This is a genomic window from Paraburkholderia tagetis (assembly GCF_022213065.1).
GTDB lineage: Bacteria > Pseudomonadota > Gammaproteobacteria > Burkholderiales > Burkholderiaceae > Paraburkholderia > Paraburkholderia tagetis.
On the sequence record NZ_JAKLJA010000030.1, the window covers coordinates 42,899 to 69,862 of the forward strand.

At 65.6% G+C, this 26,964-nt stretch carries 20 protein-coding genes; 19 read left to right on the plus strand and 1 reads right to left on the minus strand.

The window, feature by feature from the left end; translation table 11 throughout:
* Positions 1–25: 25 nt before the first annotated feature.
* Both iolE and iolB read left to right on the plus strand, forming a co-directional pair.
* Positions 26–949, plus strand: coding sequence for a myo-inosose-2 dehydratase (gene iolE / locus L5014_RS27350; protein WP_238466929.1), 924 nt, complete (start codon positions 26–28; stop codon positions 947–949).
* On the plus strand, positions 946–1,749 hold the full coding sequence (gene iolB / locus L5014_RS27355; RefSeq protein ID WP_238466930.1) for a 5-deoxy-glucuronate isomerase: 804 nt from the start codon (positions 946–948) through the stop codon (positions 1,747–1,749). The genes iolE and iolB overlap by 4 nt, the downstream gene beginning before the upstream one ends.
* A 24-nt stretch (positions 1,750–1,773) precedes the next feature.
* Here iolB and L5014_RS27360 read toward each other — a convergent pair whose 3' ends face one another.
* Positions 1,774–3,459, minus strand: a complete 1,686-nt coding sequence (locus tag L5014_RS27360; protein ID WP_238466931.1) for a methyl-accepting chemotaxis protein — start codon at positions 3,457–3,459, stop codon at positions 1,774–1,776.
* A gap of 617 nt (positions 3,460–4,076) precedes the next feature.
* Here L5014_RS27360 and tssA point away from each other — a divergent pair.
* From tssA to tssM, 17 genes are all read left to right on the plus strand, one after another.
* Positions 4,077–5,126, plus strand: a complete 1,050-nt coding sequence (gene tssA, locus L5014_RS27365; RefSeq protein ID WP_238466932.1) for a type VI secretion system protein TssA — start codon at positions 4,077–4,079, stop codon at positions 5,124–5,126.
* A 52-nt stretch (positions 5,127–5,178) separates the two neighbouring features.
* Complete coding sequence (tssB, locus tag L5014_RS27370; protein WP_420800149.1) at positions 5,179–5,760, plus strand: type VI secretion system contractile sheath small subunit; 582 nt, start codon at positions 5,179–5,181, stop codon at positions 5,758–5,760.
* A 50-nt stretch (positions 5,761–5,810) separates the two neighbouring features.
* Positions 5,811–7,313, plus strand: a complete 1,503-nt coding sequence (gene tssC, locus L5014_RS27375) for a type VI secretion system contractile sheath large subunit (protein ID WP_238466934.1) — start codon at positions 5,811–5,813, stop codon at positions 7,311–7,313.
* Between the two features lie 41 nt (positions 7,314–7,354).
* Positions 7,355–7,837 (plus strand): Hcp family type VI secretion system effector, encoded by a 483-nt coding sequence (locus L5014_RS27380; RefSeq protein ID WP_238466935.1) that lies wholly within the window; start codon positions 7,355–7,357, stop codon positions 7,835–7,837.
* Positions 7,838–7,944: 107 nt separating this feature from the next.
* Positions 7,945–8,451, plus strand: a complete 507-nt coding sequence (tssE, locus tag L5014_RS27385) for a type VI secretion system baseplate subunit TssE (RefSeq protein ID WP_238466936.1) — start codon at positions 7,945–7,947, stop codon at positions 8,449–8,451.
* The gene (tssF, locus tag L5014_RS27390; protein WP_238466937.1) at positions 8,448–10,325 is read left to right on the plus strand and encodes a type VI secretion system baseplate subunit TssF; all 1,878 of its coding nucleotides are present in this window, start codon (positions 8,448–8,450) and stop codon (positions 10,323–10,325) included. Before tssE ends, tssF begins: the two co-directional genes overlap by 4 nt.
* Positions 10,322–11,464: a type VI secretion system baseplate subunit TssG gene (gene tssG / locus L5014_RS27395; protein WP_238466938.1), complete on the plus strand. Its 1,143-nt coding sequence runs from the start codon at positions 10,322–10,324 to the stop codon at positions 11,462–11,464. The genes tssF and tssG overlap by 4 nt, the downstream gene beginning before the upstream one ends.
* Positions 11,461–13,377 (plus strand): type VI secretion system Vgr family protein, encoded by a 1,917-nt coding sequence (locus L5014_RS27400; protein WP_238466939.1) that lies wholly within the window; start codon positions 11,461–11,463, stop codon positions 13,375–13,377. Before tssG ends, L5014_RS27400 begins: the two co-directional genes overlap by 4 nt.
* A 93-nt stretch (positions 13,378–13,470) precedes the next feature.
* Entirely contained in the window at positions 13,471–15,507 is a 2,037-nt protein-coding gene (locus L5014_RS27405) for a type VI secretion system Vgr family protein (protein ID WP_238466940.1), read from the plus strand.
* Between the two features lie 15 nt (positions 15,508–15,522).
* Positions 15,523–17,907: a DUF2169 family type VI secretion system accessory protein gene (locus L5014_RS27410; protein WP_238466941.1), complete on the plus strand. Its 2,385-nt coding sequence runs from the start codon at positions 15,523–15,525 to the stop codon at positions 17,905–17,907.
* Positions 17,904–18,989: a pentapeptide repeat-containing protein gene (locus L5014_RS27415; RefSeq protein WP_238466942.1), complete on the plus strand. Its 1,086-nt coding sequence runs from the start codon at positions 17,904–17,906 to the stop codon at positions 18,987–18,989. The genes L5014_RS27410 and L5014_RS27415 overlap by 4 nt, the downstream gene beginning before the upstream one ends.
* Positions 18,986–19,651: a DUF3540 domain-containing protein gene (locus tag L5014_RS27420; protein ID WP_238466943.1), complete on the plus strand. Its 666-nt coding sequence runs from the start codon at positions 18,986–18,988 to the stop codon at positions 19,649–19,651. The genes L5014_RS27415 and L5014_RS27420 overlap by 4 nt, the downstream gene beginning before the upstream one ends.
* 5 nt (positions 19,652–19,656) lie before the next feature.
* Positions 19,657–20,043: a PAAR-like domain-containing protein gene (locus L5014_RS27425; protein WP_238466944.1), complete on the plus strand. Its 387-nt coding sequence runs from the start codon at positions 19,657–19,659 to the stop codon at positions 20,041–20,043.
* Positions 20,043–20,606: a type VI secretion system lipoprotein TssJ gene (gene tssJ / locus L5014_RS27430; RefSeq protein WP_238466945.1), complete on the plus strand. Its 564-nt coding sequence runs from the start codon at positions 20,043–20,045 to the stop codon at positions 20,604–20,606. Before L5014_RS27425 ends, tssJ begins: the two co-directional genes overlap by 1 nt.
* Entirely contained in the window at positions 20,603–21,997 is a 1,395-nt protein-coding gene (tssK, locus tag L5014_RS27435) for a type VI secretion system baseplate subunit TssK (protein WP_274389536.1), read from the plus strand. Before tssJ ends, tssK begins: the two co-directional genes overlap by 4 nt.
* A 51-nt stretch (positions 21,998–22,048) precedes the next feature.
* Positions 22,049–23,311 (plus strand): type IVB secretion system protein IcmH/DotU, encoded by a 1,263-nt coding sequence (icmH, locus tag L5014_RS27440; protein ID WP_238466946.1) that lies wholly within the window; start codon positions 22,049–22,051, stop codon positions 23,309–23,311.
* On the plus strand, positions 23,308–26,961 hold the full coding sequence (tssM, locus tag L5014_RS27445; protein ID WP_238466947.1) for a type VI secretion system membrane subunit TssM: 3,654 nt from the start codon (positions 23,308–23,310) through the stop codon (positions 26,959–26,961). The genes icmH and tssM overlap by 4 nt, the downstream gene beginning before the upstream one ends.
* Positions 26,962–26,964: the final 3 nt, after the last annotated feature.

Sequence of the window (26,964 nt, forward strand, 5' to 3'; positions counted from 1 at the left end):
ACGGTCCTGAGATCGAGGAACGCACATGAGCGCATTTGAAGTACGCATCGGCATCAATCCGCTGTCGTGGATGAACGACGACCTGCCCTCGCTCGGAGGCGAAACGCCGCTTTCCGTGGCGCTTACCGAAGGGCGCGAGATCGGCTACGAAGGCTTCGAGCTCGGCAACAAATTTCCACGCGAGCCGCAGGCGCTCAAGACGCTGCTTGCGCAATACGACCTGTCGCTCGTGTCCGGCTGGTACTCCGGCATGCTCGCGCGACGCAGCGTGGAGGAGGAGATCGCCGCCGTGGAGAAGCATCTCGACCTGCTCGCGCAGAACGGCGCCACCGTAATGGTGTACGGCGAAGTGGCCGATTCGATCCAGGGCGCACCGCGCCCCCTCTATCAACGGCCGCGCTTTTTCAGCGACAAACAGTGGGACGAATACGCCGCGCGCGTGGACGCGTTCGCGCGCCATACGCTCTCGCGCGGCGTGCGGCTCGCGTATCACCACCACATGGGCGCCTACGTGGAAACGCCCGCCGATGTCGACAAGCTCATGACGCGCACGAGCGACGCGGTAGGTCTGCTGTTCGACGCGGGCCACCTCACATTCGCAGGTGGAAATCCCGTGGTGGAGCTCGACAAACACATCGCACGCGTGTGCCACGTTCATTGCAAGGACGTGCGCCCCGCCGTCGTGAAGCTCGCGCGCAACCGCAACTGGAGTTTCCTCGATGCGGTGCTCGCGGGCGCATTCACGGTGCCTGGCGACGGCGCCGTCGATTTTCCGGCGATCGTCGCGCGCCTGAAACGGCATGGCTATCGCGGCTGGCTCGTCGTGGAGGCCGAGCAGGACCCGGTGATCGCGCCGTCGTACGCATATGCGCAGAAGGGCTATCGCACGCTGCGCTCGCTAATCGATTCGGATACCGTATCAAGCAATACCAGCAAGGAGGCAGCATGAGCTTGCTTGTAAAGGCCGAGCGCGAAGGCCAGACGATCGCGCGCGTCACGCCCGACACGGCGGGCTGGCGTTATGTCGGTTTCGCCGCATACCGGCTCGCGGCAGATGAACTGGTCTACGTCTACGAGACGGACCGCGAAAGCTGCATCGTCGTGCTCTCGGGCGCCGTGGATATCGAGGTGGATGGCCAGCGATTTTCCGGCCTCGGCTCACGCGACAGCGTATTCGAAGATTCGGCGCCCTACGCGCTCTATGTGCCGCCCGGCAAGAAAACCACGGTGCGCGCTGCGCGCGACGCCGAACTGGGTGTGGCGAGCGCGCCTGCCCAAGGCACGCTGCCCGTGCGGCTCATCGAGCCCGCGCAAATGAAGCGCTCCACGCGCGGCAAGGGTGCGAATACGCGCTATGTCTGCGATATTCTTCCGCAGACCGAGCCGGCGGAGTCGCTGCTCGTGGTGGAAGTGCGCACGCCTTCGGGCCATTCGTCGAGCTATCCGCCGCACAAGCACGACGCCGATCGCCTGCCGCACGAGAGCGCACTGGAAGAGACCTATTACCACCGGCTCAATCCACGGCAGGGCTTCGCGTTCCAGCGCGTCTATACCGACGCGCGCGATCTCGACGAAACCGTGGCCGTGGAGGATCACGACATCGTGATGGTGCCGCGCGGCTACCATCCCGTGGTCGTGCCCTACGGCTACGATTCGTACTACCTGAACGTCATGGCCGGCCCCAAACGCGAGTGGCACTTCCACAACGATCCCGCGCACGAGTGGATCATCGAGCGCGACGCGAAATAGCGTCGAGCTAGGCTCAAGCGAGGCTCAAGCGAGCTGGAACTTGTTCACGAGACGCTTGAGCACCTTGGCCTGGTCGTCAAGCGATTGCGCCGCTGCCGTGGCCTCTTCCACCAGCGCCGCGTTTTGCTGCGTGCCCGCGTCCATCTGCGTGACGGCGCGGTTGATCTCCTCGATGCCGGCGCGCTGCTCGCTCGATGCCGCCGAAATCTCGCCGATGATGTCGTTCACGCGCTTCACGGCTTTCATGACTTCTTCCATGGTCTGGCCCGCGTCGGTGGCGAGCGTCGAGCCGTTCGCCACACGCGCGACCGATGCGGTGATGAGCGCCTTGATCTCCTTGGCCGCCGCAGCGCTGCGCTGCGCGAGATTGCGCACCTCGCCCGCGACCACCGAGAAACCGCGCCCTTCCTCGCCCGCCCGCGCGGCTTCGACCGCCGCGTTCAGCGCCAGAATGTTGGTCTGAAACGCGATGCCCTCGATCACGCCGATGATCTCGGCGATGCTCTTCGCGCTGTCGTTGATCTCGTTCATCGTGGCCACCACGCGGCCCACCACGGCGCCGCCCTGCTGCGCGATCTGCGAGGCGTTGCCGGCCAGTGTGCTCGCCTGCTGCGCGTTCTCCGCGTTCAGGCGCACCGTGGAGGTGAGTTGCTCCATGCTGCTCGCGGTGCGCTCGAGCGCGACGGCCTGCTCTTCGGTGCGATGCGAAAGATCGAGATTGCCCGTCGAAATCTGGCCCGAGGCGGCGGCAATCGCCTCGGCGCTCGCGGCGATCTCGGCCACCGTCGACGAAAGCCCGTTCTGCATGTCGCGCAGCGCGCCAAGCATGCTGGCCGCATCTCGCGCATGCACCTCGACCGGCTGCGCAAGATCGCCCGAGGCGATGCGCGCGGCAATGGCCTTCGCGTGCGCGGGCTCGCCGCCAAGCTGGCGCGCGATGCGGCGCACGACCCATTCGCTCACGAGGAACGCGAGCACGAAGAGCGCCACCGTCGCTGTGGCGATCATCACGAACGACGACTTGTAGATGAACGCCGATGCCGCGATCGTCGCCTTGGCGGCAGCGCCGCGCTGCGCGACGAGCCGGTCGACGAGCGTCTCGAGTTTTTCCGTTTCGACGAGCAGCGAGACGTCCTGGGTGCCGACCTGCCAGTTCATCTGTGAAAGATCGAGCGGTTGTGCCTTCACGAGCGTCACGAACTCGCGCACGTGGCTGCTCCATGTTTGCGCCGCCGCTGCGAACTGCTTTTGCTGCGCAAGCGCGTCGCCTCCCTCGCCTCCCGATTGAGATGAATATTGTCCGAGCACCTTCATCTCGACCACAAGTGCGGCGAGGTCCTTCTCGATGTTCGAGCCTAGCTCGTCTCGCTCCTTCGCGGTGGTCGCGGTAAGCAGCATCTTCTGCGCGCGGCTGGCACGCAGCACGTGACCACGCGCTTCCTCCGCGGCGCGGCTGGCAACATGGCCCTGCTCATAGATCGACTCCGTTGAATCGTTCAAACGGCTGATCTGTGCGAGCGAGAAAGCACCGATCGCGAGTGTGCCGACCAGCACCACCGCGAAGGCGACGCGCAGCATCGTCTTCACCGACAGCGATTTGCCCTCGCGCGCCGTCCTGGCTGAGGCTCGCGGGGCGTGCGGCGAATCCTCGGCCTGCGCATCCTGCGGCACGAAACCGGCGCGCCGGCTCCCCTGCAATGCAGCTTTCATGTCTCGATGGTCTCCTTCTTGTTGTACGGCCGGCCCAAAGGAGTCCCCTGGGTCCGCCACAACCCGGTCTACGGCAAGTTTGCCTACGAACTTTAGCGCCGCCGGCTTTGGCAGCGCCCAGCCTTCCCGCAAATCGAAAGCTGGCAAATCCACGTTTCGCTCATCAGCACATTACCGGCAATTCAATCGGACCCGATTGCATAATCAGTCTGGCGCAATGCCAATTGCATTCAATCCAGATTGGATAATGATCGCGGCAGCGAATTTTTAGCTTGATTCAGACATTAAATTATCTCGAACCCAACCTTAATTGACGATTTGATAATCGTCATGAATTTTATCAATTGCCATCTCCTCAATGACAATCGAGTTTATTCTATTGCCACTATTACTTACCCGTGCAAACGCGATGAATCTTGCCGAAGCGCTCAGCGTGAAAATCCCTTTATTGCCCGCCATCGGCACGTATGCTCACCCATCCGCATAAAGCGGATCACCGTTGATTTAAGCGAAAGTTCCGATATCCCGCTCGCGAAATATTTAGCTTTTCGCGAGCGGCTATTTTTATAGCCGACCAATACCCACCCATTCCGCTCCGAGTCCCGAGGCAATACCGCTTGAATACCGACCAGGATTATCCGCTTACCGCCCCACTCATCGCGTCCGAATCCACGCGCACGGCTGAATCAATGGGCGACTGCGGCGAAAACCTCGAGTACGACGCGGCGTTCATCGAACTTGAACGCATCGTCGCCGGCATTGGCGATCAGCAATATGGCGACACGCTCATTGCCGCTGTCACGCCGGACTGGCAACTCGCCAAACAACAGGCCGAGGCGCTGCTGCAACGCTCGAAGGATCTACGCGTCGTCGCATGGCTTACTCGGGCATGGACGGAATCCACCGGACTGGCGGGATACGCGAAGGGTCTGGCGCTGGCCGCCGACCTGCTCGGCAGCCGTTGGGACGGCGTGCATCCGCGTATCGAAATCGACGAGGACGGGCAACCCGACCCATTCTCCCGCACGAATGCGCTGCAAGCCTTTTTCTCGCCGGAAGCACTCGGTGCTCGCGCTCGTGCGGCGAGCCTGCTGCGCGTACGCGGTATCGATCTTTCGCTACGCAAAGCTGCAGCGTTGCTCGACGGCGCGACGGAGAACGAAGCAGATGTCACGCGGCAAGAACTGTGCGTCGCGCTCAATGCGGAACGGGCCACGCTCGACGTCGTCGGTGAATTGCTCACCCACATCAAGAACCTTCGTCTCAATGTGTCGAGCCGCCTGGACGAAACGTGGGTACCCGACATGAGCGCAGTGGAAAAGCCTTTGCTGACCGTGTTCTCTGTGCTATCGGAAGGCACGGCACCTGAGTCCGCAGCGTCGCCGCAATCGGCCACTGTCACGTCGGCAATATCGGCGACTGCGAACGGCATGTCGTCCACAGGCTCGAGCCATTCCGGCGAGGTGCGCTCCCGCGACGAAGCAAGCCTCCTGCTCGAACAGGTCTGCATCTACCTGGAGTCCTGCGAGCCGGCCCACCCCTCGTCGTTGTTGATCCGCCGCGCCCAGCGCCTGTTGCCAATGACGTTCTACGAAATCATTCGCGACATGACGCCGGAGGCAATTCCGCATATCGACTTGCTGGCCGGTCTCGGCGGCAACGCCTGACGCGATCCGCGCAACCGGCCTTCATGACGCAGCACCATCTTTATTACATAGGATTCCGAACATGAGTAACTCAAAATCGACAGGGCAAAAATTCATTGGGCGTAACCGCGCACCTCGGGTTCAGATCGAGTACGACGTAGAGACTTATGGAAGCAACCAGAGCGTCGACATTCCGTTCGTCATGGGTGTTCTATCCGATCTGGCTGGCAAGTCCAATCAGCAGCAGCCGAGCATGGACCAACGCAAGTTCCTGGAAATCGACGTCGACAACTTCGACGACCGGCTCAAGTCGGTGCAGCCGCGCGCGGCCTTTCACGTGCCCAACGAAATTTCTGGCGACGGCAAGCTGGCCATCGACCTCACCTTCGAGTCGATAGAAGACTTTTCGCCGGCAAGCGTTGCGCGCATGGTGCCCGAGCTGAACCAGTTGCTGATGGCCCGGCGCCAGCTCTCGAACCTGCTCTCCTATATGGACGGCAAGAGCAATGCCGAGACGATGCTCATGCACGCGCTGAAGAGCCGCCCGTTGCTCGAGTCGATCGCCCGCATCACGGCTCAAACCACAGACAAACCCACGGCCCCCGCCCGAGACCAGCCGTCAGGCTCGCCGTCGGGCGGCGAGCCCGAAGCGTGACGGCACCGACCGCCCTGCGGCCCATCCACCTGCCTCCCGGTGAAACTCCCATGAAGACTGCCGAAGCCGTATTGCAAACGACGACCCTCGAGTTCCCGTCGAACGACGCATTCGCCGTCGCTCTCGTCGACGAACTGAATCCGCGCAGCGACCGCGCGCGCGAAGCCATCGACGCCGCCGTCAAGACACTTGCCTTCCAGGCACTCGAGCACGCGGTCGTCGTATCGGACGACGCCTACCAGACGATCCAGACGATCATTGCGGAGATCGACCGCAAGCTCTCGGATCAGATCAACACGATCATTCATCACGCGGATTTCCAGCAGCTCGAATCGGCATGGCGTGGCCTGCATTACCTCGTGACGAACAGCGAGACGAACGAGCAGTTGAAGATCCGCTACATGCCCGCCACAAAGACGGAGCTGAACCGCACGTTGAAGCGCTACAAGGGCGTCGCGTGGGACCAGAGCCCGATCTTCAAGAAGATCTACGAAGAAGAGTATGGCCAGTTCGGCGGCGAGCCGCTGGGTTGCCTCGTGGGCGACTATTACTTCGATCACGGGCCGCAAGATGTCGAAATGCTCGGTGAGATCGCGAAAATCGCGGCCGCCGCACACTGCCCGTTCATTAGCGGTGCTTCGCCGGCCGTGATGCAGATGGAGTCGTGGCAAGAATTGTCGAATCCGCGCGATCTAACCAGGATTTTCCAGAACAGCGAATACGCGGCGTGGACCCATCTGCGCAAATCCGACGACGCACGCTATCTCGGCCTGACAATGCCGCGCTTTCTTGCCCGCCTGCCCTACGGTGCGCGCACGAATCCCGTGGAAGCCTTCGACTTCGAGGAAAACGTCGACGGCACCACTCATGATCGCTATGCGTGGATCAATGCCGCATACGCCATGGCGACCAACATCAACCGTTCGTTCCGCCAGTTTGGCTGGTGCACGTCGATTCGCGGCGTCGAATCGGGCGGCGCGGTGGACGATTTGCCGGCGCACACGTTCCCGACGGACGACGGCGGCATCGACATGAAATGCCCGACCGAAATCGCTATCAGCGATCGCCGCGAGGCCGAGCTCGCGAAAAACGGCTTCATGCCGTTCGTGCATCGGAAGAACTCCACCGTTGCGGCGTTCCTCGGGGCCCAGTCGCTGCAAAAACCCGCCGAATACCACGATGCGCTTGCCACTGAAAACGCCAAGCTCGCCGCGCGTCTGCCCTATATCTTCGCCTGCAGCCGATTCGCTCACTACCTGAAATGCATCGTGCGCGACAAGGTCGGCTCCTTCAAGGAGCGCGGCGAGATGGAGGCCTGGCTCAACGACTGGATCCTCCATTACGTCGACGGCGATCCACAGAACTCCTCGCAGGAAACCAAGGCGCGCAAGCCGCTGGCCGCAGCGCGCGTCGTCCTCGAAGACATGGAGGACAACCCCGGCTATTACAGCGCCAAATTCTTCCTGCGTCCGCACTATCAGCTCGAAGGTCTCACCGTATCCCTACGGCTCGTCTCGAAGGTACCCGCACTCAATGGGTCCGCCTCCGGGTAAGCCACTTCCTGACGTCTCTTCTCAACTCATAGGAGAACATAATGTCTGTAGATATGTACATGCTCGTAGACGGAGCCAGCGGCGAATCGAAGGATGCCAACCATAAAGGCTGGACCGACATTCAGTCGTATTCGTGGGGCGCGAGCCAGCCCGGTTCGATGTCGACCGGCGGCGGCGGCGGCATCGGCAAGGTCAGCTTCGACGACCTCACGGTAGAAGCCTATGCCGACAAGGCCACGCCGGCGATCCTCAAGTACTGCGCCAACGGCAAGCACCTCCCGCAGATCCAGTTGTCGATCTGCAAGGCAGGTGGCTCGCAGGTCGAGTACAAGCGCATCACGCTCACGGATGTGCTCGTCGTCGCAGTGCAGCAGAGCGCCGACAAGAACTCCGACGCCGTGAAGATCACCTACCGCTTCCAGGCAGCGAAGGTCAAGCAGCAGTACTGGGAGCAAACCGACCAGGGCGGCAAGGGCAGCGAAAGCGTGCTCACCTGGAACATCAAGGAAAACCGCGAGATGTAATGCGTCTTTAGTTTTTCAGCATCATATTTAGTTATGCATAGCGTGCAGGCGGCTCGCCGCCTGCACTGCCTTGTCTCCTCGTATCGCCCGCCATGAGTCACGCCACGATGCCGCACTCCGCAGCGCTCGAAGATGTTCAGCGCCGCTACCCACCCTGCCTGTTCGATCGCCTGATCGCAGACCGTGAGCCGACGCGCGCGGCCAACGATACCAGGCGCAAGTCGCTCCACGAGGCAGTGCTGCGCGACCTCGCGTGGCTGCTCGGCAGCATCAACACGCGCGGCGTGAACAATCTGCGCGACTTCCCGCAGGTCGCCACCTCGGTTCTCAATTTCGGCATTCCAGCGCTGGAGTACGTGACGTTGCAAGCCGAGGCCGCGCGACTACTCGAAGTCGAGGTGCGCGAGGCAATCGTTCGCTTCGAGCCGCGCCTCGCTCGCGAATCGCTCGACGTTCAATGTCGGCCGGCGACCACACCAGGTGGCCAGCCCTGCCTCGAACTGCGCATCGAAGGTGACTTGATCGCGTTGCCCGCCCGCACCCGGATCGTGCTCGTCGCGGATTTCGTCGAGGCCGGCGAAGGACTCGTGTTCAGGTCGCGAGGCGCCTCATGACCCCAACGCGCCTGCTCGATTACTACAACCGTGAACTCGCCTACCTGCGCGAGCTCGGTTCCGAATTCGCCTCCGCATTTCCCGGCGCTGCCGCCCAGCTCGGCATGCGCGACACACAGACTGCCGATCCGTTCGTCGAGCGCCTGCTCGAAGGCTTCGCGTTTCTGGCCGCGCGCATCCACCTCAAGATGGATGCCGAGTTTCCGCGCTTTTCCGAGCGCCTGCTGGACGTCGTCTATCCGCATTACCTTTCGCCCATGCCATCAATGGCGATCGTGGCGTTGCAACCCAATCTGCTTGCGGGTTCGATGCATTCAGGCTACACGCTCCCCGCGGGCTCCGCGCTGAAAGCGCAGCTCGCCGAGGGCGAACAGACGGCCTGCGAATTTCGCACCGCGCACGAAGTCACGCTATGGCCGCTCGAGATCGTCGACGTCAAGTTGCGCGCCGACGCCAGCGCGCTGCCGCTCTCGCGCTGGCCGCTCGGCGGCAGGCACGTGGGCGGCGCGCTTCACATCACGCTGCGCGCACACGGGGTCACCGATATTCGCGAACTGCCGCTCGAGAAGCTGACGTTCTTCGCGAGCGCGCAGGATACGGTTACCCATCCCCTGCTCGAGCGCGTGCTTGCACACAGCGTCGGCGTGTGCTGCCACAGCGAAGAGGATGGTCCGCAGCGCGCCACGTGGCTCGGCACGGAAGCCATTCGTCACGAAGGCTTCGATGCCGATCAGGCCATGCTGCCCTCGCGACAAAGTGCCTTCGAGGGATATCGGCTATTGCAGGAGTATTTCGCGTTTCCGGAGCGTCTGGCGTTCTTCAGCCTCAACCGGCTGGACCATGCACTGCCAGGCCTGCGCGGGCGCACCTTCACGCTGACGGTCCTGCTCGATGCGGCCGCGCCCGAACTCGAACGCGCGGTCGACGCACGCAGCCTCGCGCTCCATTGCACACCGGCGGTCAACCTCTTCGAGCGGCGCACAGATCACATCGCGATTTCGCCATCGCACCATGAGCATCATCTGGTCGTCGACCGGATGCAGCCCGCCGATTTCGAAATCTTTTCCATCCGCAGAATCACGGGCCAATCGCAGGCCGGCGCAGCCAATATCGACTTCTTCCCGTTCTACGGCGGCCACGAAAGTTCGTCCATGCAGCGCGGCCGCTACTTTTCCATGCGCCGGGAGCCCCGGCCCATCGCACCCAATGCCGCCCGCTCGGCAACCCGCGCTGCCTACCCGGGAAGCGAGGTGTATGTGTCGCTCGTCGACCAGCACGATGCGCCCTGGCCCGATGCGCTACGCCATATCAGCGCCGATGCGCTCTGCACCAACCGGCATCTGCCGCTGTCGATCCCGCTGCACAACGCAACGGATTTCACCTTGCGCGCGTCGTGTCCCGTGGACACCATCAAGGTCCTGCGCGGTCCCACTTCGCCTCATGGCGCCCTCGCGCAAGGTCAGTCGACATGGCGGCTCATCAGTCATCTCGGGCTCGACTATCTGGGACTCGTGGATGCGGGCGAAAGCGATGGCTCGCAGACACTGCGCGAGCTGCTACGCCTCTACGCCGATGGCGCCCGCCACAAGCTGCTCGCCCAGATCGACGGCGTGCGCAGCGTGCGAATCGAGCCCGCGTATCGGCGTCTGCCGCATCCTGGGCCGGTCATGGTCGGCCGCGGGGTCTGCATCTCGCTCCTGCTCGACGAGTTGGCCTTCGCCGGCGGCAGCACCTACCTCTTCGAAGCGGTGCTCGAGCAATTCCTCGCGCGGCATGTATCGATCAACAGCTTTAGCGAACTCGCAGTGTCGACGCTGCAGCGCGGCAAGATCCGGCGATGGCCTTCACGCATCGGCAGGCGGCCCGCCATATGAACGCACGCGCATACGAAACGCCGTCGTGGTGGCATGAGGTCGAGGCCGCGCCCTACGCGCACGACCTGTTTCATCTGCTGCGCAGGCTCGACGCGCAAGCCGCGCCCCATCCGCGTCTCGGACGGGCATGGTCCCCCAGCGACGAACCCGTGCGCATCGGCCAGCAGCCGTCGCTCGCGTTTGCACCCGCGTCGGTAGCAAGCGCGAACTCGAACGCAGGCGCGGGCGACGAACCATTGCCTCATCTGTCGATTCACGGCTTTGGATTATTCGGCCCGAATGGTCCCTTGCCGCTCCATTTGACGGAGTTCGCAAGGAACCGCCTGCGCAATCACGACGACCCGGTCCTGTGCGCGTTCGCCGATTTGTTCCACCATCGACTCACCTTGCTGTTCTACCGCGCGTGGGCCGACGCGCAACCAACCGTGAGCGCCGACCGGAACGGCCATTCGTCGTTCGACCACTACGTCGCTTGCCTCGCGCACCTCGGTCTCGCGTCGCTGCCTCACGGCCAAACGCCGAGCCCGCATGCGCTCTACGGCATGACCGGCCGGCTGGTTCGCAAAGCGCGCGATGCACACGGACTGCAGCAGATTCTCGCAGCGTGGCTGGGCATGCCGGTGCGCGTCGTCGAATGGGTGCCGCAATGGATCACGCTCGAGCGCCGGGACCGCGTGGTGCTGGGACCGGCGGCACCCGGCGCGCGACTCGGAGAGGGCGCGATGATCGGCGCGGCAGTGCGCGATGCAAGCAGCAAGTTCGAGATTCGCGTGGGTCAATTGACGCTCGAGCAGTTTCGCGCGCTGCTGCCCGGTACGCCCACGATGCACGAGTTGGCGGCATGGGTGCGCGCCTATGTCGGCTGCGAGTTCGCCTGGGACGTGCGGCTGGTGCTCGCGAACGACGCCATCGTGCCGATCAGTCTTGGCGACACCACGCCGCTCGGGTGGGGCAGTTGGCTCGGCGCGCGCGCGAGTGCTCCTGACACCGCGCAAGGCGAGTCTTGTGCCGACGATTTTGTCTATTCGCCCGAGCACGTCCTTGCGGCCGGCGCACCGCGCCGCGGCAGACCGCATCCGGTCGCGGACGCATCGCCTGAGTTGTCTGCCACCGATGATCCATTACAGGCGCTGACATGACACACATCGTTACCGCGAACCTGCCGTCCGGCTTCGAGGCATTGGACTTCCGCTCGCTCACCGGCACCGAGCGGCTCTCCACCCTCTACACCTTCGATGTGGAAATGGTCAGCCCCAGTGCCTCTCTCGATCTCAACGCCCTGACCGGCAAGCCGCTCAACCTCGCTATCGCCACGCCCGGCGCACCGCGCTATCTCGGCGGACACATCGTGCGCTGCGCATTCGGCGGCCGCGAAACCGATACCTCGCGCAGCTACGTCTACGCCCTCACGCTGCGCCCCTGGCTCTGGTATCTCACCCGCACCGTCGATTCACGCATCTTCCAGAACCTCAGCGCGCCCGACATCGTTCGCCAGGTCCTCCAGCCCTACGGTTTCACCGTGGAGACGCGTCTCGCCGCGCGCTACCGTACCTGGGACTACTGCGTGCAGTACCAGGAAAGCGACTTTGCATTCGTCAGCCGCATGATGGAGCGCGAAGGCATCTACTACTACTTCCGTCACGAGGCCGACCAGCAGGTGCTCGTGCTCATCGACGACATCGCCTCGCACGATCCGCTCGCCCTCTACCCGGCCCTGCCCTGGCTCGCCTCCGACCGCCTCGTGCTTCCTGGCGAAGTCGGCGTGGAGGACTGGCGACCCGCCGTCGAGCTGCGCTCCGGCGTGTTCGCCGTGAACGACCACGATTTTCGCAAGCCTCGCGCCGATGTCTCGCAGCGCCGCGCCAACCCGCTCGGCAACGACCACGCCAGCTACGCGAAATACGACTGGCAGGCCGGCTATATCAACGCCGACGAGGGCGAGCGCTACGCCACCGTGCGGCTCGAAGAGGAACAGGCCGGTCATGCCCAGAGCCGCGCCAGCACCCATGCCCGCACCATGGCGCCAGGCTACATCGTCACGCTCGAAGGCTGCCCGCGCAGCGCCGAGAACGTCGCGAACCTGATCGTCGCGGTCACCTACCGGCTCCAGGAAGGCGGCTACGCCAGCGGCAGCGGCGAGGCGCACCTCGACTTCGATTTCGTCGTGCAGCCCACCTCGCTGCCCTGGCGCGCGCCGAGCATCACGCCGGTGCCGCGCGCCACCGGCCCGCAGACCGCCGTCGTGGTCGGCCCGGCCGGGGAGACGATCTGGACCGACGAGTACGGCCGCGTAAAGCTCCAGTTCCGCTGGGACCGCTACGGCCAAGGCGACGAGAACAGCTCGTGCTGGGTGCGCGTATCGAGCGCCTGGGCAGGCACCGGGTTCGGCGTGCTGCAAGTGCCGCGCATCGGCCAGGAGGTCATCGTCGATTTCCTGAACGGCGAGCTCGACCGCCCCATCGTCACAGGCCGCATCTACAACGCCGAGCAGATGCCACCGTTCGCCCTGCCGGGCGCGGCCACGCAAAGCGGCATCGTCACGCGCACGCCCGGCGGCACCACAGCCAACGCGAACATGCTGCGCTTCGAGGACAAGACCGGCGCAGAGCAGGTGATGCTGCACGCCGAGCGCAACCTCGACATCTCCGTCGAGAACGATGCCTCGCAAACGGTCGGCGGAGACAAGACCACGATCATCAATGGGACCTCGATCACGAAGATCAACGGCAACTCGGTGAACGAAACCCATGGAAACGCGCTGACGATGATCGCCGGCACCAATTCGCAACTCGTCATCGGCAATAACCTGACCGGCACCATCGGCTCGCAGGAACTGCTGAACACGAACCAGCTCATCGCGTCGATTATTCAGGAGTTCGTGATTGGCCAGCAATTCACAGCCATCGGATCGACGCTTGGCTCTGTGGGCGTGAGCGGTCAGAACATCGGCGTCCAGTTGGGCATGACCGGAGTCCGGGTCAACAAGATCTGCACGGCAGTAGACGCAATCGAGACCTCGGTCACGCACGTCGGCTGTTCCGTGAAGTTCTGATCCTGCCTTTCCCTCGGGGGATGCATCGCACCTGCAAGCGTTGACGCTTTTCCTGAGCCACCCTTCTTCCAAAACCATTACTGAGAGGCTGACATGATGCACAACGTTACGGCGATACTGCCCCCCGGCTTCGAGACGTTGAGCTTTCGCTCGCTAAGAGGCACCGAGAGGCTCTCGACCCTCTACACCTTCGATGTGGAAATGGTCAGCCCCAGTGCCTCTCTCGATCTCAATACGCTGACCGGCAAGCCGCTCAACCTCGCTATCGCCACGCCCGGCGCACCGCGCTATCTCGGCGGACACATCGTGCGCTGCGCATTCGCCGGCCGTGAAACCGATACCTCGCGCAGCTACGTCTATGCCCTGACGCTGCGCCCCTGGCTCTGGTATCTCACCCGCACCGTCGATTCACGCATCTTCCAGAACCTCAGCGCGCCCGACATCGTGCGCCAGGTCCTCCAGCCCTATGGCTTCACCGTGGAGACGCGTCTCGCCGCGCGCTACCGCACCTGGGACTACTGCGTGCAGTACCAGGAGAGCGACTTTGCGTTCGTCAGCCGCATGATGGAGCGCGAGGGCATCTACTACTATTTCCGCCACGAAGCCGACCAGCAGGTGCTCGTGCTCATCGACGACATCGCCTCGCACGATCCGCTCGGGCTTTACCCCACGCTGCCCTGGCTCGCCCCCGAGCGTCTCGTGCTTCCTGGCGAAGTCGGCGTCGAGGACTGGAGCCCCGCCGTCGAGCTGCGATCCGGCGTGTTCGCCGTGAACGACCACGATTTTCGCAAGCCTCGCGCCGATGTCTCGCAGCGCCGCGCCAACCCGCTCGGCAACGACCACGCCAGCTACGCGAAATACGACTGGCAGGCCGGCTATATCAACGCCGACGAGGGCGAGCGCTACGCCACCGTGCGGCTCGAAGAGGAACAGGCCGGTCATGCCCAGAGCCGCGCCAGCACCCATGCCCGCACCATGGCGCCAGGCTACATCGTCACGCTCGAAGGCTGCCCGCGCAGCGCCGAGAACGTCGCGAACCTGATCGTCGCGGTCACCTACCGGCTCCAGGAAGGCGGCTACGCCAGCGGCAGCAGCGAGGCGAGCTACGACTTCGACTTCGTCGTGCAGCCCACCTCGCTGCCCTGGCGCGCGCCGAGCATCACGCCGGTGCCGCGCGCCACCGGCCCGCAGACCGCTGTCGTGGTCGGCCCGGCCGGGGAGACGATCTGGACCGACGAGTACGGCCGCGTGAAGCTCCAGTTCCGTTGGGACCGCTACGGCCAGGGCGACGAGAACAGCTCGTGCTGGGTGCGCGTATCGAGCGCCTGGGCCGGTACCGGGTTCGGCGCGCTGCAAGTGCCGCGCATCGGCCAGGAGGTGGTTGTCGATTTCCTGAACGGCGAGCTCGATCGCCCGCTCGTCACGGGCCGCATCTACAACGCCGAGCAAATGCCGCCGTTCGCCCTGCCGGGCGCGGCCACGCAAAGCGGCATCGTCACGCGCACGCCCGGCGGCACCACGGCCAACGCCAGCATGCTGCGCTTCGAGGACAAGACCGGCGCAGAGCAGGTGATGTTGCACGCCGAGCGCAACCTCGATATCTCCGTCGAGAACGATGCCTCGCACACCGTGGGCGCAAACCAGACCACGGTGATCGACGGCGACTCAACGACGATCATCAACGGCAGTTCGTACACGACCATCGAGCAGGACTCGATCACGACCATCAACGGTGATTCGTGCACCACCATCAATGGCGACTCCTGCTCGACCATCAACGGCAATACCACTTCGCTGATCAACGGCAACTCGGGCGCCCTCCAGAACGGCAACGTGGCGGGGATGATCAACGGCACGTCGACCCAGGTGGTCGTTGGCAACTCGATGATCGGCACCGTGGGTTCGCAGGAAATCCTCTCCATCAACCAGCTCATCGCCTCCGTGGTGATGGAAATGGTAAGCGGTTTGCAGACTTCGGCCGTCGGAGTCGCCGTCGGCGCGGTGGGCACCGGCATTCAGGTCATGGGATGCTCGATGAGCCAGACCGCGTTCAGGCTCAGCAATACCCACATGGCCGTCGATGCCATGGATATGTCGGTAAACCACGTTGGCTGCCACTGCACGTACTGACGCACAGGTACATCCATGAGAATCATCAAGCCCATGGCCGCCGGCATCCTGACACGCATTTACCGGCTCGACGGCATCGAGCGGCTCGGCGTGGCGATGCCGCTCATGACCACGCTCGAAGATACCCCCTGCATCGTGGGTGAGCAGGAATTGACGCGGCTCGCTCCCGAAGTGCTGCGCGCCGCCACGCTCGACGCAGGGTACGCCAAGCCGCACGCGGAATTCCTCGTTGCCGGGAGCGCCTTCGCCGCACATTGCGACGCGCAGCGCACGAGCCGCGTCGGCATCGCGTTCGGCGGCCACGCGAAGCATCTGGCTGTCGCCTTTCCCGACACGCCCGACGAAGCGAGCATCGCGATCGACGAATTCATGCCGGTCGCGATCGACACGCCCGAGCGGCGCGCACTCTACGGCGAATGGGATCAGGCAAGCGCAGCCGCCGATCCGTTCGGTTTCCCGCCGGCATTCGAGCGCGGATGGTTCAACGTGGCGCCCGCCGATCAGCAGCGCCGCGACCTGCAAGCCTGGCCTGATGCGGTGCCGTGGCGCATCGCCGGCATGCACCCCGTTCACGCCCGGCAGCAGGGCACCTTGCCGCCGCTGCGCGGCCGTTGCTTCGCGATACGGCAAGGCACGCCGGGCCTCGAACCGGTGCCGATGCGCCTGTCGACCGTCTGGTTCATGCCCGACCGGGAACGCGCCGTCCTCATTTTTCACGGTGAAATCCCCGTCGAGCAATTCGATGCGAACGACATCGAATGCCTGATGCTCGCCGTCGAGACACCGGACGAGCCACGTAGCACGGAGCATTATGCGCAGGTTCATGCGAAGCGCACACATGCGCGGGACGCGGCGATGCACTCGCTGGTCGATGCGGACCTGATGCCTTCGAAGGTGAATTCCGCAGCCTCTTTCCCCGACCCCACGCCGCCCGCCCCGGCCTGGCAAAGCGCCATGCAGCGTTACGGCGAACGGCTGATGCGCGACGCCCAGGCGCGTACGCGCGCGTTGCAGCCGTCGGCACTCGCCGCCGCGGCCGTGCCACCCAGCGCGAGCTTCGACGCGCTCGGCATGCCCAGTCTCGCTCCCGCGCTACCGCGCCTGAGCGAACTCGCCGACTTCGTGGCGAAAAACCAGGCCATGGCAGACGAAGCCACAGCGCAGGCTCGTTCGCACGCGGCCGTGGCACAGGCACGCATGGCCGCGCAACCCGGCGTGCCGCAAGGCATCGGCGCAGGACGCCGCGGGCCGCCTCAGATCAAGAGGCTGATGGATACCCTGCGCGCCACGCCAGCCGCCACGCCAGTTCTACCGCCCGATCTCGAGAACAAGCTGCTCGCCATGTATCGGCAGTCGGCCCAGCATCAGGAAGCCGCTTTTACCGCCACGGCGGAAGCTTCGCAGTCCGCAAGGATGAGCGTGAAGGAAAAGCTGGCGCGCGGCGAGTCGCTGGCCGGCGAGGATTTGACAGGCATCGACCTGAGCGGACTCGATCTGCGCGGCGCAGACCTGAGCAATGCGCTCATGGAAAACGCCAACCTGAGCGGCACCGACCTGAGTGAGGCCACGCTCGCGGGTGCGGTGCTCGTGCGCGCGGCCCTGCATCGCACGCAGCTCGCGGGCGCGAACCTCAGCGAGGCCAATCTGTCGCTCGCCAACTGCGAGGAAACCTCATTCAAAGGCGCAACACTCGAGCGCGCGACGTGCGAGAAAACGGTCTTTCGCCGCTGCGACTTCAGCTCGGCGCATCTGGAGCGAACCGACCTGCGCGAGTGCGAATGGGAAGCACCGCGCTTCGCCGGGGCGGCGCTCAAGGAGCTCGTTATTGTCGGGCAAACCTTGGCGGGCGCCGATTTCAACGGCACGACGATTCGCAAGATGTCATTCGTGCAATGCACGCTGAAGGAAACGTCGTTCGGCAAAGCATATATAGAGGGATTCGGTTTTCTGGACACTCGCGCGAGCCAGTTGAACTTCGATGGCGCAACGATCCGCAAGGCATGCTTCATCAAGAACACCCAGCTCGACAGCACGCGCTTCGCCGGCGCGACGCTCACGGAGGTCAACTTCCGCTCGGTCCCCGCGCCAGGCCTTTGCCTCGAAGGTGCAAGCACCAGCCAATGCGACTTCTCCGACGCCGTGCTCACGGGCGCGAACCTGCGCGGTGCGAAACTGCACCGCGCCATACTGATCCGCACCGACCTCACCGATGCCGATCTGTCGAACAGCGACCTGATCGGTGCGTTCATGCGCGGTGCGAATCTCACACGCGCGAAGCTCGCCGGCGCGAACCTGTTTCGCGCGCTGCTCGCCGAGGCGCGGCTCGACGATCTCGCCGGGCTCGAGGATGCCTACACGGTCCAGACCACGTGGGTCCCGCGCGCGAGGGCAGCGGCATGACGCTCACACGCGACACCCTGCTCCAGCACGTGCGCGACGGCGCACCCGTGCGCGACGTCGAACTGCACGGGCTCTCGCTGGAGGATTGCGACCTCGCCGGCGCGCGGTTCGAGGGCGTGACCTTCGCCGGGACGACATTCGCGCGCGCGTCGCTGCGCGAGTGTCTGTTCCAGCGCTGCGAGCTGCGCGACGTCACGCTCGCGCACGCGGACCTGAGCGGCAGCGTCTGGCACGACTGCCGCTTCACGTCTGTGGACGCATCGCATAGCGCGCTCGCCCATGCCCGGCTGAACGGCTCGCAGGCAAGCGACTGCGATTTCACCTCGGCACGGGCACAAGGGCTGGCCTGCATCGAGAGCACGCTCGAACGATGCCGGTTCGACGCTGCCGAACTAGACCGCGCCACGTTCGAGCAAACGGTGCTGGCCGGCATCTCGGTCAGGCAGGCGCATATCGAGAAAACCGTGTTCCACAAGATCGACCTGCGCGATGTCGCCTTCGCCGAAGCGCAACTGATCAACACCGCATTCATCGGCTGCAAGCTGGACGGCCAGCGGCTTCACGATCTGACGCTGAAGGCCTGCCAGTTCGCCCAGAGCTCGCTGACGAATGCCGTCTTCGACCGCGCCTCGCTGCCCAACTGCAATTTTCAGGACACGGAGCTCGCGGGCGCATCGTTCGTGGCGACGCAGGCACCCGGCGCGATCTTCTATCGGGCGCGCCTGGCGCAAGCCCGCTTCCACCAGGCGCACTTGCCGGGTTCGATGTGGATCGAGGCCCGCGCGCAGCACGCGGACTTCAGCAGCGCATCGCTGGAAGCCGCGCAGTTCCAGCGCGCGGATGCAAGCCACGCCTCATTTGAGGGCGCGCACCTCGTACGCGCCGACTTTTCAGACGCTGTCCTCACGGACGCCAACATGCACGACGCACATATCGACGGCCTGCGCTGCCAGGGCGCCGTCGACGCCCCCTGCGCCGGGCATCCAGGCATCGCCCCCGACGACGCCGCGCAACTGGCCGCCGAGCGATGGTCGCGCGAGCGCGACGCGCGCCTGCGCACCGACACCTACGGAGAATCATGATGAAGACGAACCTTGCAACCTCTCCCGTCAGCCGGCCCAGCGCCGCCGGACCATTTCCCGCCGGCACGGTCCTCGCGCCGCTGACCGATGGCCTCTGGCTCGTCGCCACGCATAACGCAAGCGTGTCGTGCCGACGCGCCTTCTCATGCTTGATCGATCCGCGGCCCGGCGACCGCGTCGCGATATGCGGGAGTGGTGGCGAAACCTTCGTGCTCGCCGTGCTCGAGCGCGCGGACGAGAACACCGTCACCCATTTGCGCGTGGACGGCGATCTGCTGCTCGAAGCAACCCACGATCTGCAAATTCGCGCGGGCCGCGAACTGATCGGCGCGGCGCAGCAGACACTGCGGCTCGACACCCAGGAGCTGCGTGTGGGCACGCGAACAGCCCATCTCACAGGTGAGGACGTCGAAGTGCAAGCGGGCGAAGCGCGCCTGCATACAGGCCTCATGCGCGTCGTCGCGAACGTGCTGGAAAGCGTCGCGAAGCGCATCACCCAGGTGAGCCGCACTTCGTATCGCAGCGTCGAGACAGTCGATCATCTGCGCGCAGCGCACGTCGATCATGCGGCCTCCACGAGCATGCGCCTGCACGGCTCCACTGTGGTCCTGACCGCCGAGCAGCTAATCAAGGTCGATGCCGAACAAATCCATCTGGGGTGAACGTCATGGTCATGGTCAATTCCAGTGTCGGTGGCGGCAACGACGCCGTCAGCGTGAACGCCACCCCGCCCCTCGGCACACCGGTCGGCTATGGCAATCACGCCAGCCGCAGCGAGGCGATTCCCAACGTCCCCCACATCCAGGTGGGGGGTGGCCCGATCCACAACACGACAACCATCATCCCCTCCACCAAGGGCGATGCGGGCGGTTCGATGGGCGGCTGCGCGTCCGGCACGGTTCAGTCGTACAACCGCAATACCAACGGCTCGGCCAAAGTGTTCGTTGGCGGCAGCCCGGTGACGCGCAACACCGACCCCACCACGCAGAACTCAACGAACACGCAGGGCACAGGCACCTCGGCGAGTCAATACATCGTCTACGTCTTTAGCTGATGAGCATTCCCAATCTCCCTCCCAGCGCGGCCATGTCGCTCGTCGATCCCGCGCGCCGCCGCTGGATCGCCGCGCTCGGGGGCCTCCTCGTGACGGGCTGCTCGTCCACGCCGCCCGCGAGCGACGCGACCGCCTACAGCGTGCGCATCGCGGTAGACAAGCTCGTGAATCCGGACAGCCGCGGCCGGCCCTCGCCGATTCTCGTTGGCGTCTACGAGCTCAAGGCCACCGACGCCTTCGGCCTCGCGAGCTTTCCCGCGCTCCAGGATCGCGCAAAAGAGACGCTGGGCGAGGACCTCGTGTCGCTCGAGCAGATGGTGCTGGTGCCGGGCGAGCGCCGCATCGTCAAGCGTCGCGCCAACGAAATGGTCCACGCGGTGGGCTTCGTGGCCGGCTATCGGCAACTGGAACAAAGCGCCTGGCGCAGCTCGGTGGAACTGCATGCCCCGCGCCGCAACGCGCTGCTCTCGATCGTCTGGCCGTTTTCGCCCGATCCGCCCGCCATTGCGCTGCGTGTGGGCGAACGCAGTCTCGTTTCAGACATCAACGGAAAAAATCAATGAACACATTCGATGCATTGCACGACGCACCGCCCGACGCCTTGCCCCCACGCACTCCGCACGCTGCGCGCAGCAAGGTCGTCTGGTCGGAAGGCATGTATCTGCGGCCGCAGCACTTCCAGCAACTCGAGCGCTACCTCGAAGGTTACGTGCAGCAGCGCTGCGGCGCCCTCGAGGGGCCGTTCTGGGGATTCGCGGCGCTCGATCTCGACCTGGACGCCCTCACGCTCGGCAAAATCGCGGTCCTCGGCGCGCAAGGCATCTTTCCCGACGGCACGCCGTTCGACCTGGCGAATGCCGATGACCTGCCCGCACCGCTCGACATCCCGACGAGCGCAGACGGCGAACTCGTCGTGCTCGCGTGGCCGGTCCAGCGCCCCGGCGCCGAAGACATCATTTTTGAAGAGCAGTCCGAATCGATCGCGCGATACGGCGTTTGCACCTGCGAAGTCGCAGACACCAACGCCGTCGCGCTCGGTCCCGCCACGCTGGACCTCGCCCGCCAGCGCGTGCGTCTCGCCCTCGCCTCGCAGCTTGGCGGCGAATGGCAGACGCTCGGTGTCGCGCGCGTGCGCGAGCGCCTCGCCGACAACCGCGTCGTGCTCGACCCGCGCTACGTGCCGCCCATGCTCGTTGCCAGCCGCCACCCGGTGCTGCAAGGCTATGCGGGCGAGCTGCACGGGCTGCTGGAGCAGCGTGCCCAGGCGCTCGCGCAGCGCATTGCGCAGCCGGCGCGCGCAGGTGTAGCGGAAGTCGCGGAATTTCTGCTGCTGGCGCTCGTCAACCGCGCGCTCGCCGATACGTCGCGTGCGCTCTCCAACAACGTCAGCCATCCGCACACGTGGTTTCGCGAATGGCTGCGACTCGCGTTCGAGCTCAGCACCTACACGAGCGACGCGCGAACGCCCGCGTTGCGGCCGGTCTACCGGCACGACGATCTGCACGGCAGCTTCGCGCCGCTGATGGCGCAGTTGCGCACGGCGCTCTCGATCGTGCTCGAACAGCATGCCGTGGCGCTGCCGTTGCACGAGCGGGCGCACCGCGTATGGGTTGCCGAAGCGCCGTCGCTCGACTTGCTGCGCGACGCGGGCTTCGTGCTAGCAGTCCAGGCGGACCTGCCCGCCGACACGATGCGCTCGCGCTTTCCCGCGCAAATCAAGATCGGCCCGGTGGAGCGCCTCGCCGACCTCGTGCACCTGCAACTGCCCGGCATCGGCCTGCGTCTGCTGCCTGCCGCGCCGCGCCAGATTCCTTATCACGCGGGCTTTCACTATTTCGAGCTCGAAACGGCCGGCGATCTGTGGAAGCAACTCGAACAGTCGGCGGGGCTCGCGCTGCACGTCGCCGGCGAGCTGCCCGGACTCACGATGACCTGCTGGGCGATCCGTCGCTAGCGCGCCCGCACACATTGCGCTGCGCGCTGCCTTCGCCCTCTCCACTGAGCCATGAACACCGTTGCCTTGTCGTCCAACGATATGCCCCTCGATGCCGCGCGCAAAACTCACGCGCCTGAGCCCTTTCCCGCGGTGGCCAGCGGCGCCACGTACCCGCGCAACCGGCTGGTTTCCCTCGCCAGCCGGCTGCTCGACGCCATCGTGCAGATCAGGCTGCAAACGCCAACCGAACCGCGCGCGCTGCGCGAGCAGCTCATGCGGGAAATGCGTGCGTTCCAGTCCCATGCCCAGCAAGCGGGGTTGTCGCCGGAAACCATCGTCGCCGCGCGCTATTGCCTTTGCACGGCGCTCGACGAAGCGGTTGCGCTCACGCCCTGGGGCCGCGCGCATGCCTGGTCCTCCTATGGATTGCTGGTCGCCTTTCATAACGAGACCTGGGGCGGCGAAAAATTCTTCCAGTTGCTCGCACGCCTCTCGGCGCAGCCGCATCTGCACGTCGATCTGATGGAGCTCCAGTATGTGTGCCTCGCGCTCGGCTTCCAGGGGCGCTACCACGTGATGCGCGATGGGGCCGTCAAGCTCGAAGGGCTGCGCCACCGCCTCTACCGCCTGCTCAGCACCACGCGCGCGCCCGTGCCGGAGGCGCTGTCCGCGCAATGCCGCGCGCCGGACAGCGCGGCGGCGCCGCGCCTGCGCTTCGGCTTGCCGCCCTGGGTATGGGTTGCCGGCGCCGCGCTGGTGGCCGCCGTGTGTCTCGCGGGGTTCCGTTTCGCCATCGACACGCGCGCGGGCCGCACCGAAGCGGCCATCGCCGCACTGCGCCTGCCCCAGGTCGCGATGCCCGTGCCCGACGATATCGCCCGCTGGCTCGCCACCGACATCGCCTCGGGCCGGCTCACCGTGCGCAGCCTGGCGGACCGCACGATCATCGCCATCCGCGGCGACGGCGCATTCGCCTCCGGCGCGACGGCGGTCGAGCCGACCTATCTGCCCACCGTCGGCCGGATCGCCATGGCCCTGAACCGCTTTCCCGGCGCGCTGACCATCACGGGCCACACCGACAATCAACCGGTTCGCACAGCATCGATCCCTTCGAACACGGCGCTTTCGGTGGCCCGCGCGACCTCGGTCAAGGAGGCGCTGCTCGCGGCCGGCCTGATCGGCAACCGGTCGATCGGGGTCGAAGGCGTCGGCGACATGCAACCGATCGACACCAATGCAACGCCGGCCGGCCGCGCGCGTAACCGGCGCGTGGACATCGTGCTGTACGTGTCGCGCGGCGCGCCCGCTTCCTCGCCCTCTCAACCCTCATGAATGTACTGAGACGCTTCTTTCAATTCCTCATCTCGTCGCTGCTGTGGGTCAGCATTGCCGTGCTGCTGCTGGCCGCGTGGGTCTGGTTCTACGGGCCGCTCGTCGGGTTCGGCGAAAGCTTGCCGCTGCAAAGCCGGCGCGCACGCGCGCTCGTGATTGCCGTGTTGCTGGCGTGCTGGCTCTGGTGGCTCGTGCGGCGCCTGCGCGCACGCGCGGGCAAAGCCGGACTGATTGGACCGATCGCGCGCTGGCGCGAATACCGCCGTCAGCAGCGCGAGCAGGCGGCCGCCGAAGCCGGGCCCGACGCGGAGCGCCTCGTCGAACTGCGCGCGCGTCTGCTCGACGCGCTCAAGCGGCTACGCGAATGCGTGCCGTCGACGTCGCGCGTCGCGGCATGGATCGACCGCTTGACCGGCCGCAGCCAATACCGCCTGCCATGGATCGTGGTCGCGGGGAGCGCCGGTTCCGGCAAGACGAGCCTGCTGGCCGGCAGCGGTTTGCGCCTGCATGGCCCGCTCCCGGCTGGCGCGCCGGTGCCGACGACGACCCAGTGCGACTGGTGGTACGCCGACGAAGCCGTGCTCGTCGACACGCCGCACGATACGCTCGAAACGCGTCAGGACGGCACGCCGGAGCCCAATGGCATCTGGGCGACGCTCACCGGGCTGCTGCGCCGCTATCGCCCCCGCCAGCCGCTCAACGGGGTGCTGCTGACCGTGGCCGCCGACACGCTCGTCGCCATGTCCGCGTCCGAACGCACGGCATGCGCGGAGCGACTCGCGCGGCCGTTGCGCGCGATGCAGACACGCCTCGACGTGCGGGTGCCGGTGTATGTCTGCGTCACGCGAATGGACCGGCTGCGCGGGTTTTCCGACTATTTCCGCAACCTCGGCCACGAAGCGCGCGAAGCGGCGTGGGGGATCGGCTATGCGCTCTCGGATCCGCGCCCCGGCAACCCGCTATGGCCGGCTCATAACGGCCTCGCGGAACTCGCGAAACGTCTCGACGACGGCCTGTGCGCCGCGCTCGACGCCGAACCGGACGCCGACGCACGCGCCCACGCCTACCTGTTCCCGCAGCAATTCGACGTCGTGCGGCAGGCCATCGCGGCATTCTGCGAAAGCCTCTTTCGCGAATCGCGCTTCGAAGCGCCGCTGCATTTGCGCGGCATTTATTTCACCGCCGCGCGCAACGGCCCTTCGACCACCGATTGCGTGCTGAGTCCCTCACTCGACGCGGCGGCCCCCCAGCGCGAATTCGCGGCGCCCGCCGTGCCGGCCGGATCCGCCGAGCGCAACGGCTTTTTCATCAAATCGCTGTTGCGCGACGTGCTGTTCGCCGACACCGGCTTCGCGGGCGTGAGCCGCGCCGAGCGCCGCCGCAACGCGCTATGGCAAACCGTGCTGGCGACGGGCGCCGTCGCGCTGCTCGCGGCCCTCGTCTGCGGCTGGATAGTCAGTTATGCGAATAACCGTGCGTATCTGGACGAAGTCGACGCGCGCGTCGCCACCTTCGAGCGCGACGCGGCGCAACCGCTCGAGGCCGCCGATCCGCAAAGCCTCGCGCCCATGCTCGACGCGCTGAAAGCACTACCCGACTCGCCGCGCGTCGATCTTCATTCGCCCCCGTTCTTCCGCTACCGCTTGGGGCTCTTTCAAGGCGAGCGCATCCGCGAAGCCGCCGAGGACGCTTACCAGCGCGCGCTACGCGAGAAGTTGCTGCCGCTCGTCTCCGCCCACCTGGAGCAACTGCTCTCCGGCGCGCCCACCAACGATATCGAGTACGACTATGCAGCGCTGAAGGCTTATCTGATGCTGCACGATCCGGCTCACTACGACGGCAGCTTCGTCGCCGCCTGGCTGTCGCTCGACATCCAGCGCACCCTGCCCGCCAGCACGACCGAGGCCGAGCGCACCCAGATCGACGCGCACCTGTCGAACCTGTTCGCCTCGCGCAGCATCGCCGCTGCACAGCCATTCGGACAACCCATCAATCAGGCGCTCGTCGACGCCGTGCGCGCGCGCGTGGCCCAGGTCCCGCTGCCCGAACGTACCTGGCGGGTCCTGCGCCGCGAGCTGCTGCGGACGATGAAGGCCCCACCGGTCACGATCGCCGATGCCGGCGGCCCGCAAGCCGCGCTGGTGTTCGTGCGCGCGAGCGGCAAGCCGCTGACCGACGGCATCGCGCCCCTCTTCACGTACCGCGGCTACTGGGACACCGTCGACAAACGCATCGGCGAGATCACCGCCTCGCTCGCCCGCGACGATGCCTGGGTGCTCGGCATCGCCGGCGCCGCGAAAGCGGACAGCGCCACGCTCGCGGGATGGACGGAACAGGCCCGGCGCCTCTATCTGAACGAGTACGTCACGACATGGGACGCGTATCTCGGCGATTTGCGGCTCGCGCCGGCGCCGTCGCTGCAACAGAGCATCCAGCGCGCACGCGTGCTCTCCGCCCCCGATTCGCCGCTGCGCAACCTGTTGCAGGTGGCCGCGAAGGAAACGCAACTGCTGCGCACGGAAGCGGGCAGGCCGCAACTTGCCGCGCGCTGGCGACAACGCATGGACGTCGCGCGCCATTCGCTCGAAGCCGTATTCGGCAAGACCCCGGCGAACGGCGCGCCCACCGGCCAGGACGCCCCAACGGAAACCATCGTCGATGCGCACTTCGTCGCCTTGCGGCAGCTCGTGGCCGGACAAGGCCCGGACGGGCGCGGCGGCGCGCCGCTCGATACGGTCCTGCAAAACGTCGATGCGCTCTACAGCTACCTGACTTCGGCGAGCGCCGCGCTCGCCAGCGGCGGCGTGCCGCCCACGACCGACGTGTTCGCCAAACTGCAGGCCGATGCGGGCCGGCTGCCCGTGCCGTTGCGCGGGCTCCTGAGCGATCTGTCACGCAACGCGGTGCAAGGCGTGGGCGCGTCGGCCAGGCAAACGCTCTCGGAGCAGACCAGCAACGGCGTCGGCAACGTGTGCCGACAGATGATCGCCGGACGCTACCCGTTCGTGCGCAGCGCCACCCGCGACATGCCACCGGACGAGTTCGCGCGACTGTTCGCTTCGGGCGGTGTGCTCGACGACTACTTCCAGAAGAATCTCGCCGCCCAGGCCGACACGAGCGGCCCGCGCTGGCGCTTCCGGCCGCTCGCCGTGGCGAGCACGGACGGCATGGGCTTCGCCGCCGACGCCCCGCGCGACGCGCGGATGCTCGACGCCTTCAGCCAGGCCGCGAAGATACGCGATACCTACTTCGGATCGAGCGGCCGCAGCCCGGCCTTCGAAGTCGTGCTGACGCCGCAGGAAACCGACCCGGACATCCTGCAGTACACGCTCACCGTGGGCACCCAGACCCTGCGCTACGCGCATGGCCCGTCCACCTCCCAGGTCGTCAAATGGTCCGCCGACAGCACCCAGCGCGCGGTGCTGGAGATCAATACGGTGAGCGGACCGCAGACGCTGCAGGGCGAAGGGCCGTGGGCGCTGCAGCGCCTGTTCGACAAAGCGCAAATCGCCCCGGGCAATACCGCGGACAGCCAGAACGCGACATTCGACGTCGATGGCCACACGCTGACGCTGCGCATTGCGGCAGGCACGGCCGGCGGCGACGCACTGCACCGCGCCGAACTGCTCGCCTTCCGCTGCCCGGCCTGACGT

Coding starts and splice junctions, on each gene's coding strand:
- iolE (WP_238466929.1), top strand. CDS start 26: ATGAGCGCATTTGAAGTACGCATCGGCATCAATCCGCTGTCGTGGATG.
- iolB (WP_238466930.1), top strand. CDS start 946: ATGAGCTTGCTTGTAAAGGCCGAGCGCGAAGGCCAGACGATCGCGCGC.
- L5014_RS27360 (WP_238466931.1), bottom strand. CDS start 3,459: ATGAAAGCTGCATTGCAGGGGAGCCGGCGCGCCGGTTTCGTGCCGCAG.
- tssC (WP_238466934.1), top strand. CDS start 5,811: ATGAAGACTGCCGAAGCCGTATTGCAAACGACGACCCTCGAGTTCCCG.
- L5014_RS27380 (WP_238466935.1), top strand. CDS start 7,355: ATGTCTGTAGATATGTACATGCTCGTAGACGGAGCCAGCGGCGAATCG.
- tssE (WP_238466936.1), top strand. CDS start 7,945: ATGCCGCACTCCGCAGCGCTCGAAGATGTTCAGCGCCGCTACCCACCC.
- tssF (WP_238466937.1), top strand. CDS start 8,448: ATGACCCCAACGCGCCTGCTCGATTACTACAACCGTGAACTCGCCTAC.
- tssG (WP_238466938.1), top strand. CDS start 10,322: ATGAACGCACGCGCATACGAAACGCCGTCGTGGTGGCATGAGGTCGAG.
- L5014_RS27400 (WP_238466939.1), top strand. CDS start 11,461: ATGACACACATCGTTACCGCGAACCTGCCGTCCGGCTTCGAGGCATTG.
- L5014_RS27405 (WP_238466940.1), top strand. CDS start 13,471: ATGATGCACAACGTTACGGCGATACTGCCCCCCGGCTTCGAGACGTTG.
- L5014_RS27410 (WP_238466941.1), top strand. CDS start 15,523: ATGAGAATCATCAAGCCCATGGCCGCCGGCATCCTGACACGCATTTAC.
- L5014_RS27415 (WP_238466942.1), top strand. CDS start 17,904: ATGACGCTCACACGCGACACCCTGCTCCAGCACGTGCGCGACGGCGCA.
- L5014_RS27420 (WP_238466943.1), top strand. CDS start 18,986: ATGATGAAGACGAACCTTGCAACCTCTCCCGTCAGCCGGCCCAGCGCC.
- L5014_RS27425 (WP_238466944.1), top strand. CDS start 19,657: ATGGTCATGGTCAATTCCAGTGTCGGTGGCGGCAACGACGCCGTCAGC.
- tssJ (WP_238466945.1), top strand. CDS start 20,043: ATGAGCATTCCCAATCTCCCTCCCAGCGCGGCCATGTCGCTCGTCGAT.
- tssK (WP_274389536.1), top strand. CDS start 20,603: ATGAACACATTCGATGCATTGCACGACGCACCGCCCGACGCCTTGCCC.
- icmH (WP_238466946.1), top strand. CDS start 22,049: ATGAACACCGTTGCCTTGTCGTCCAACGATATGCCCCTCGATGCCGCG.
- tssM (WP_238466947.1), top strand. CDS start 23,308: ATGAATGTACTGAGACGCTTCTTTCAATTCCTCATCTCGTCGCTGCTG.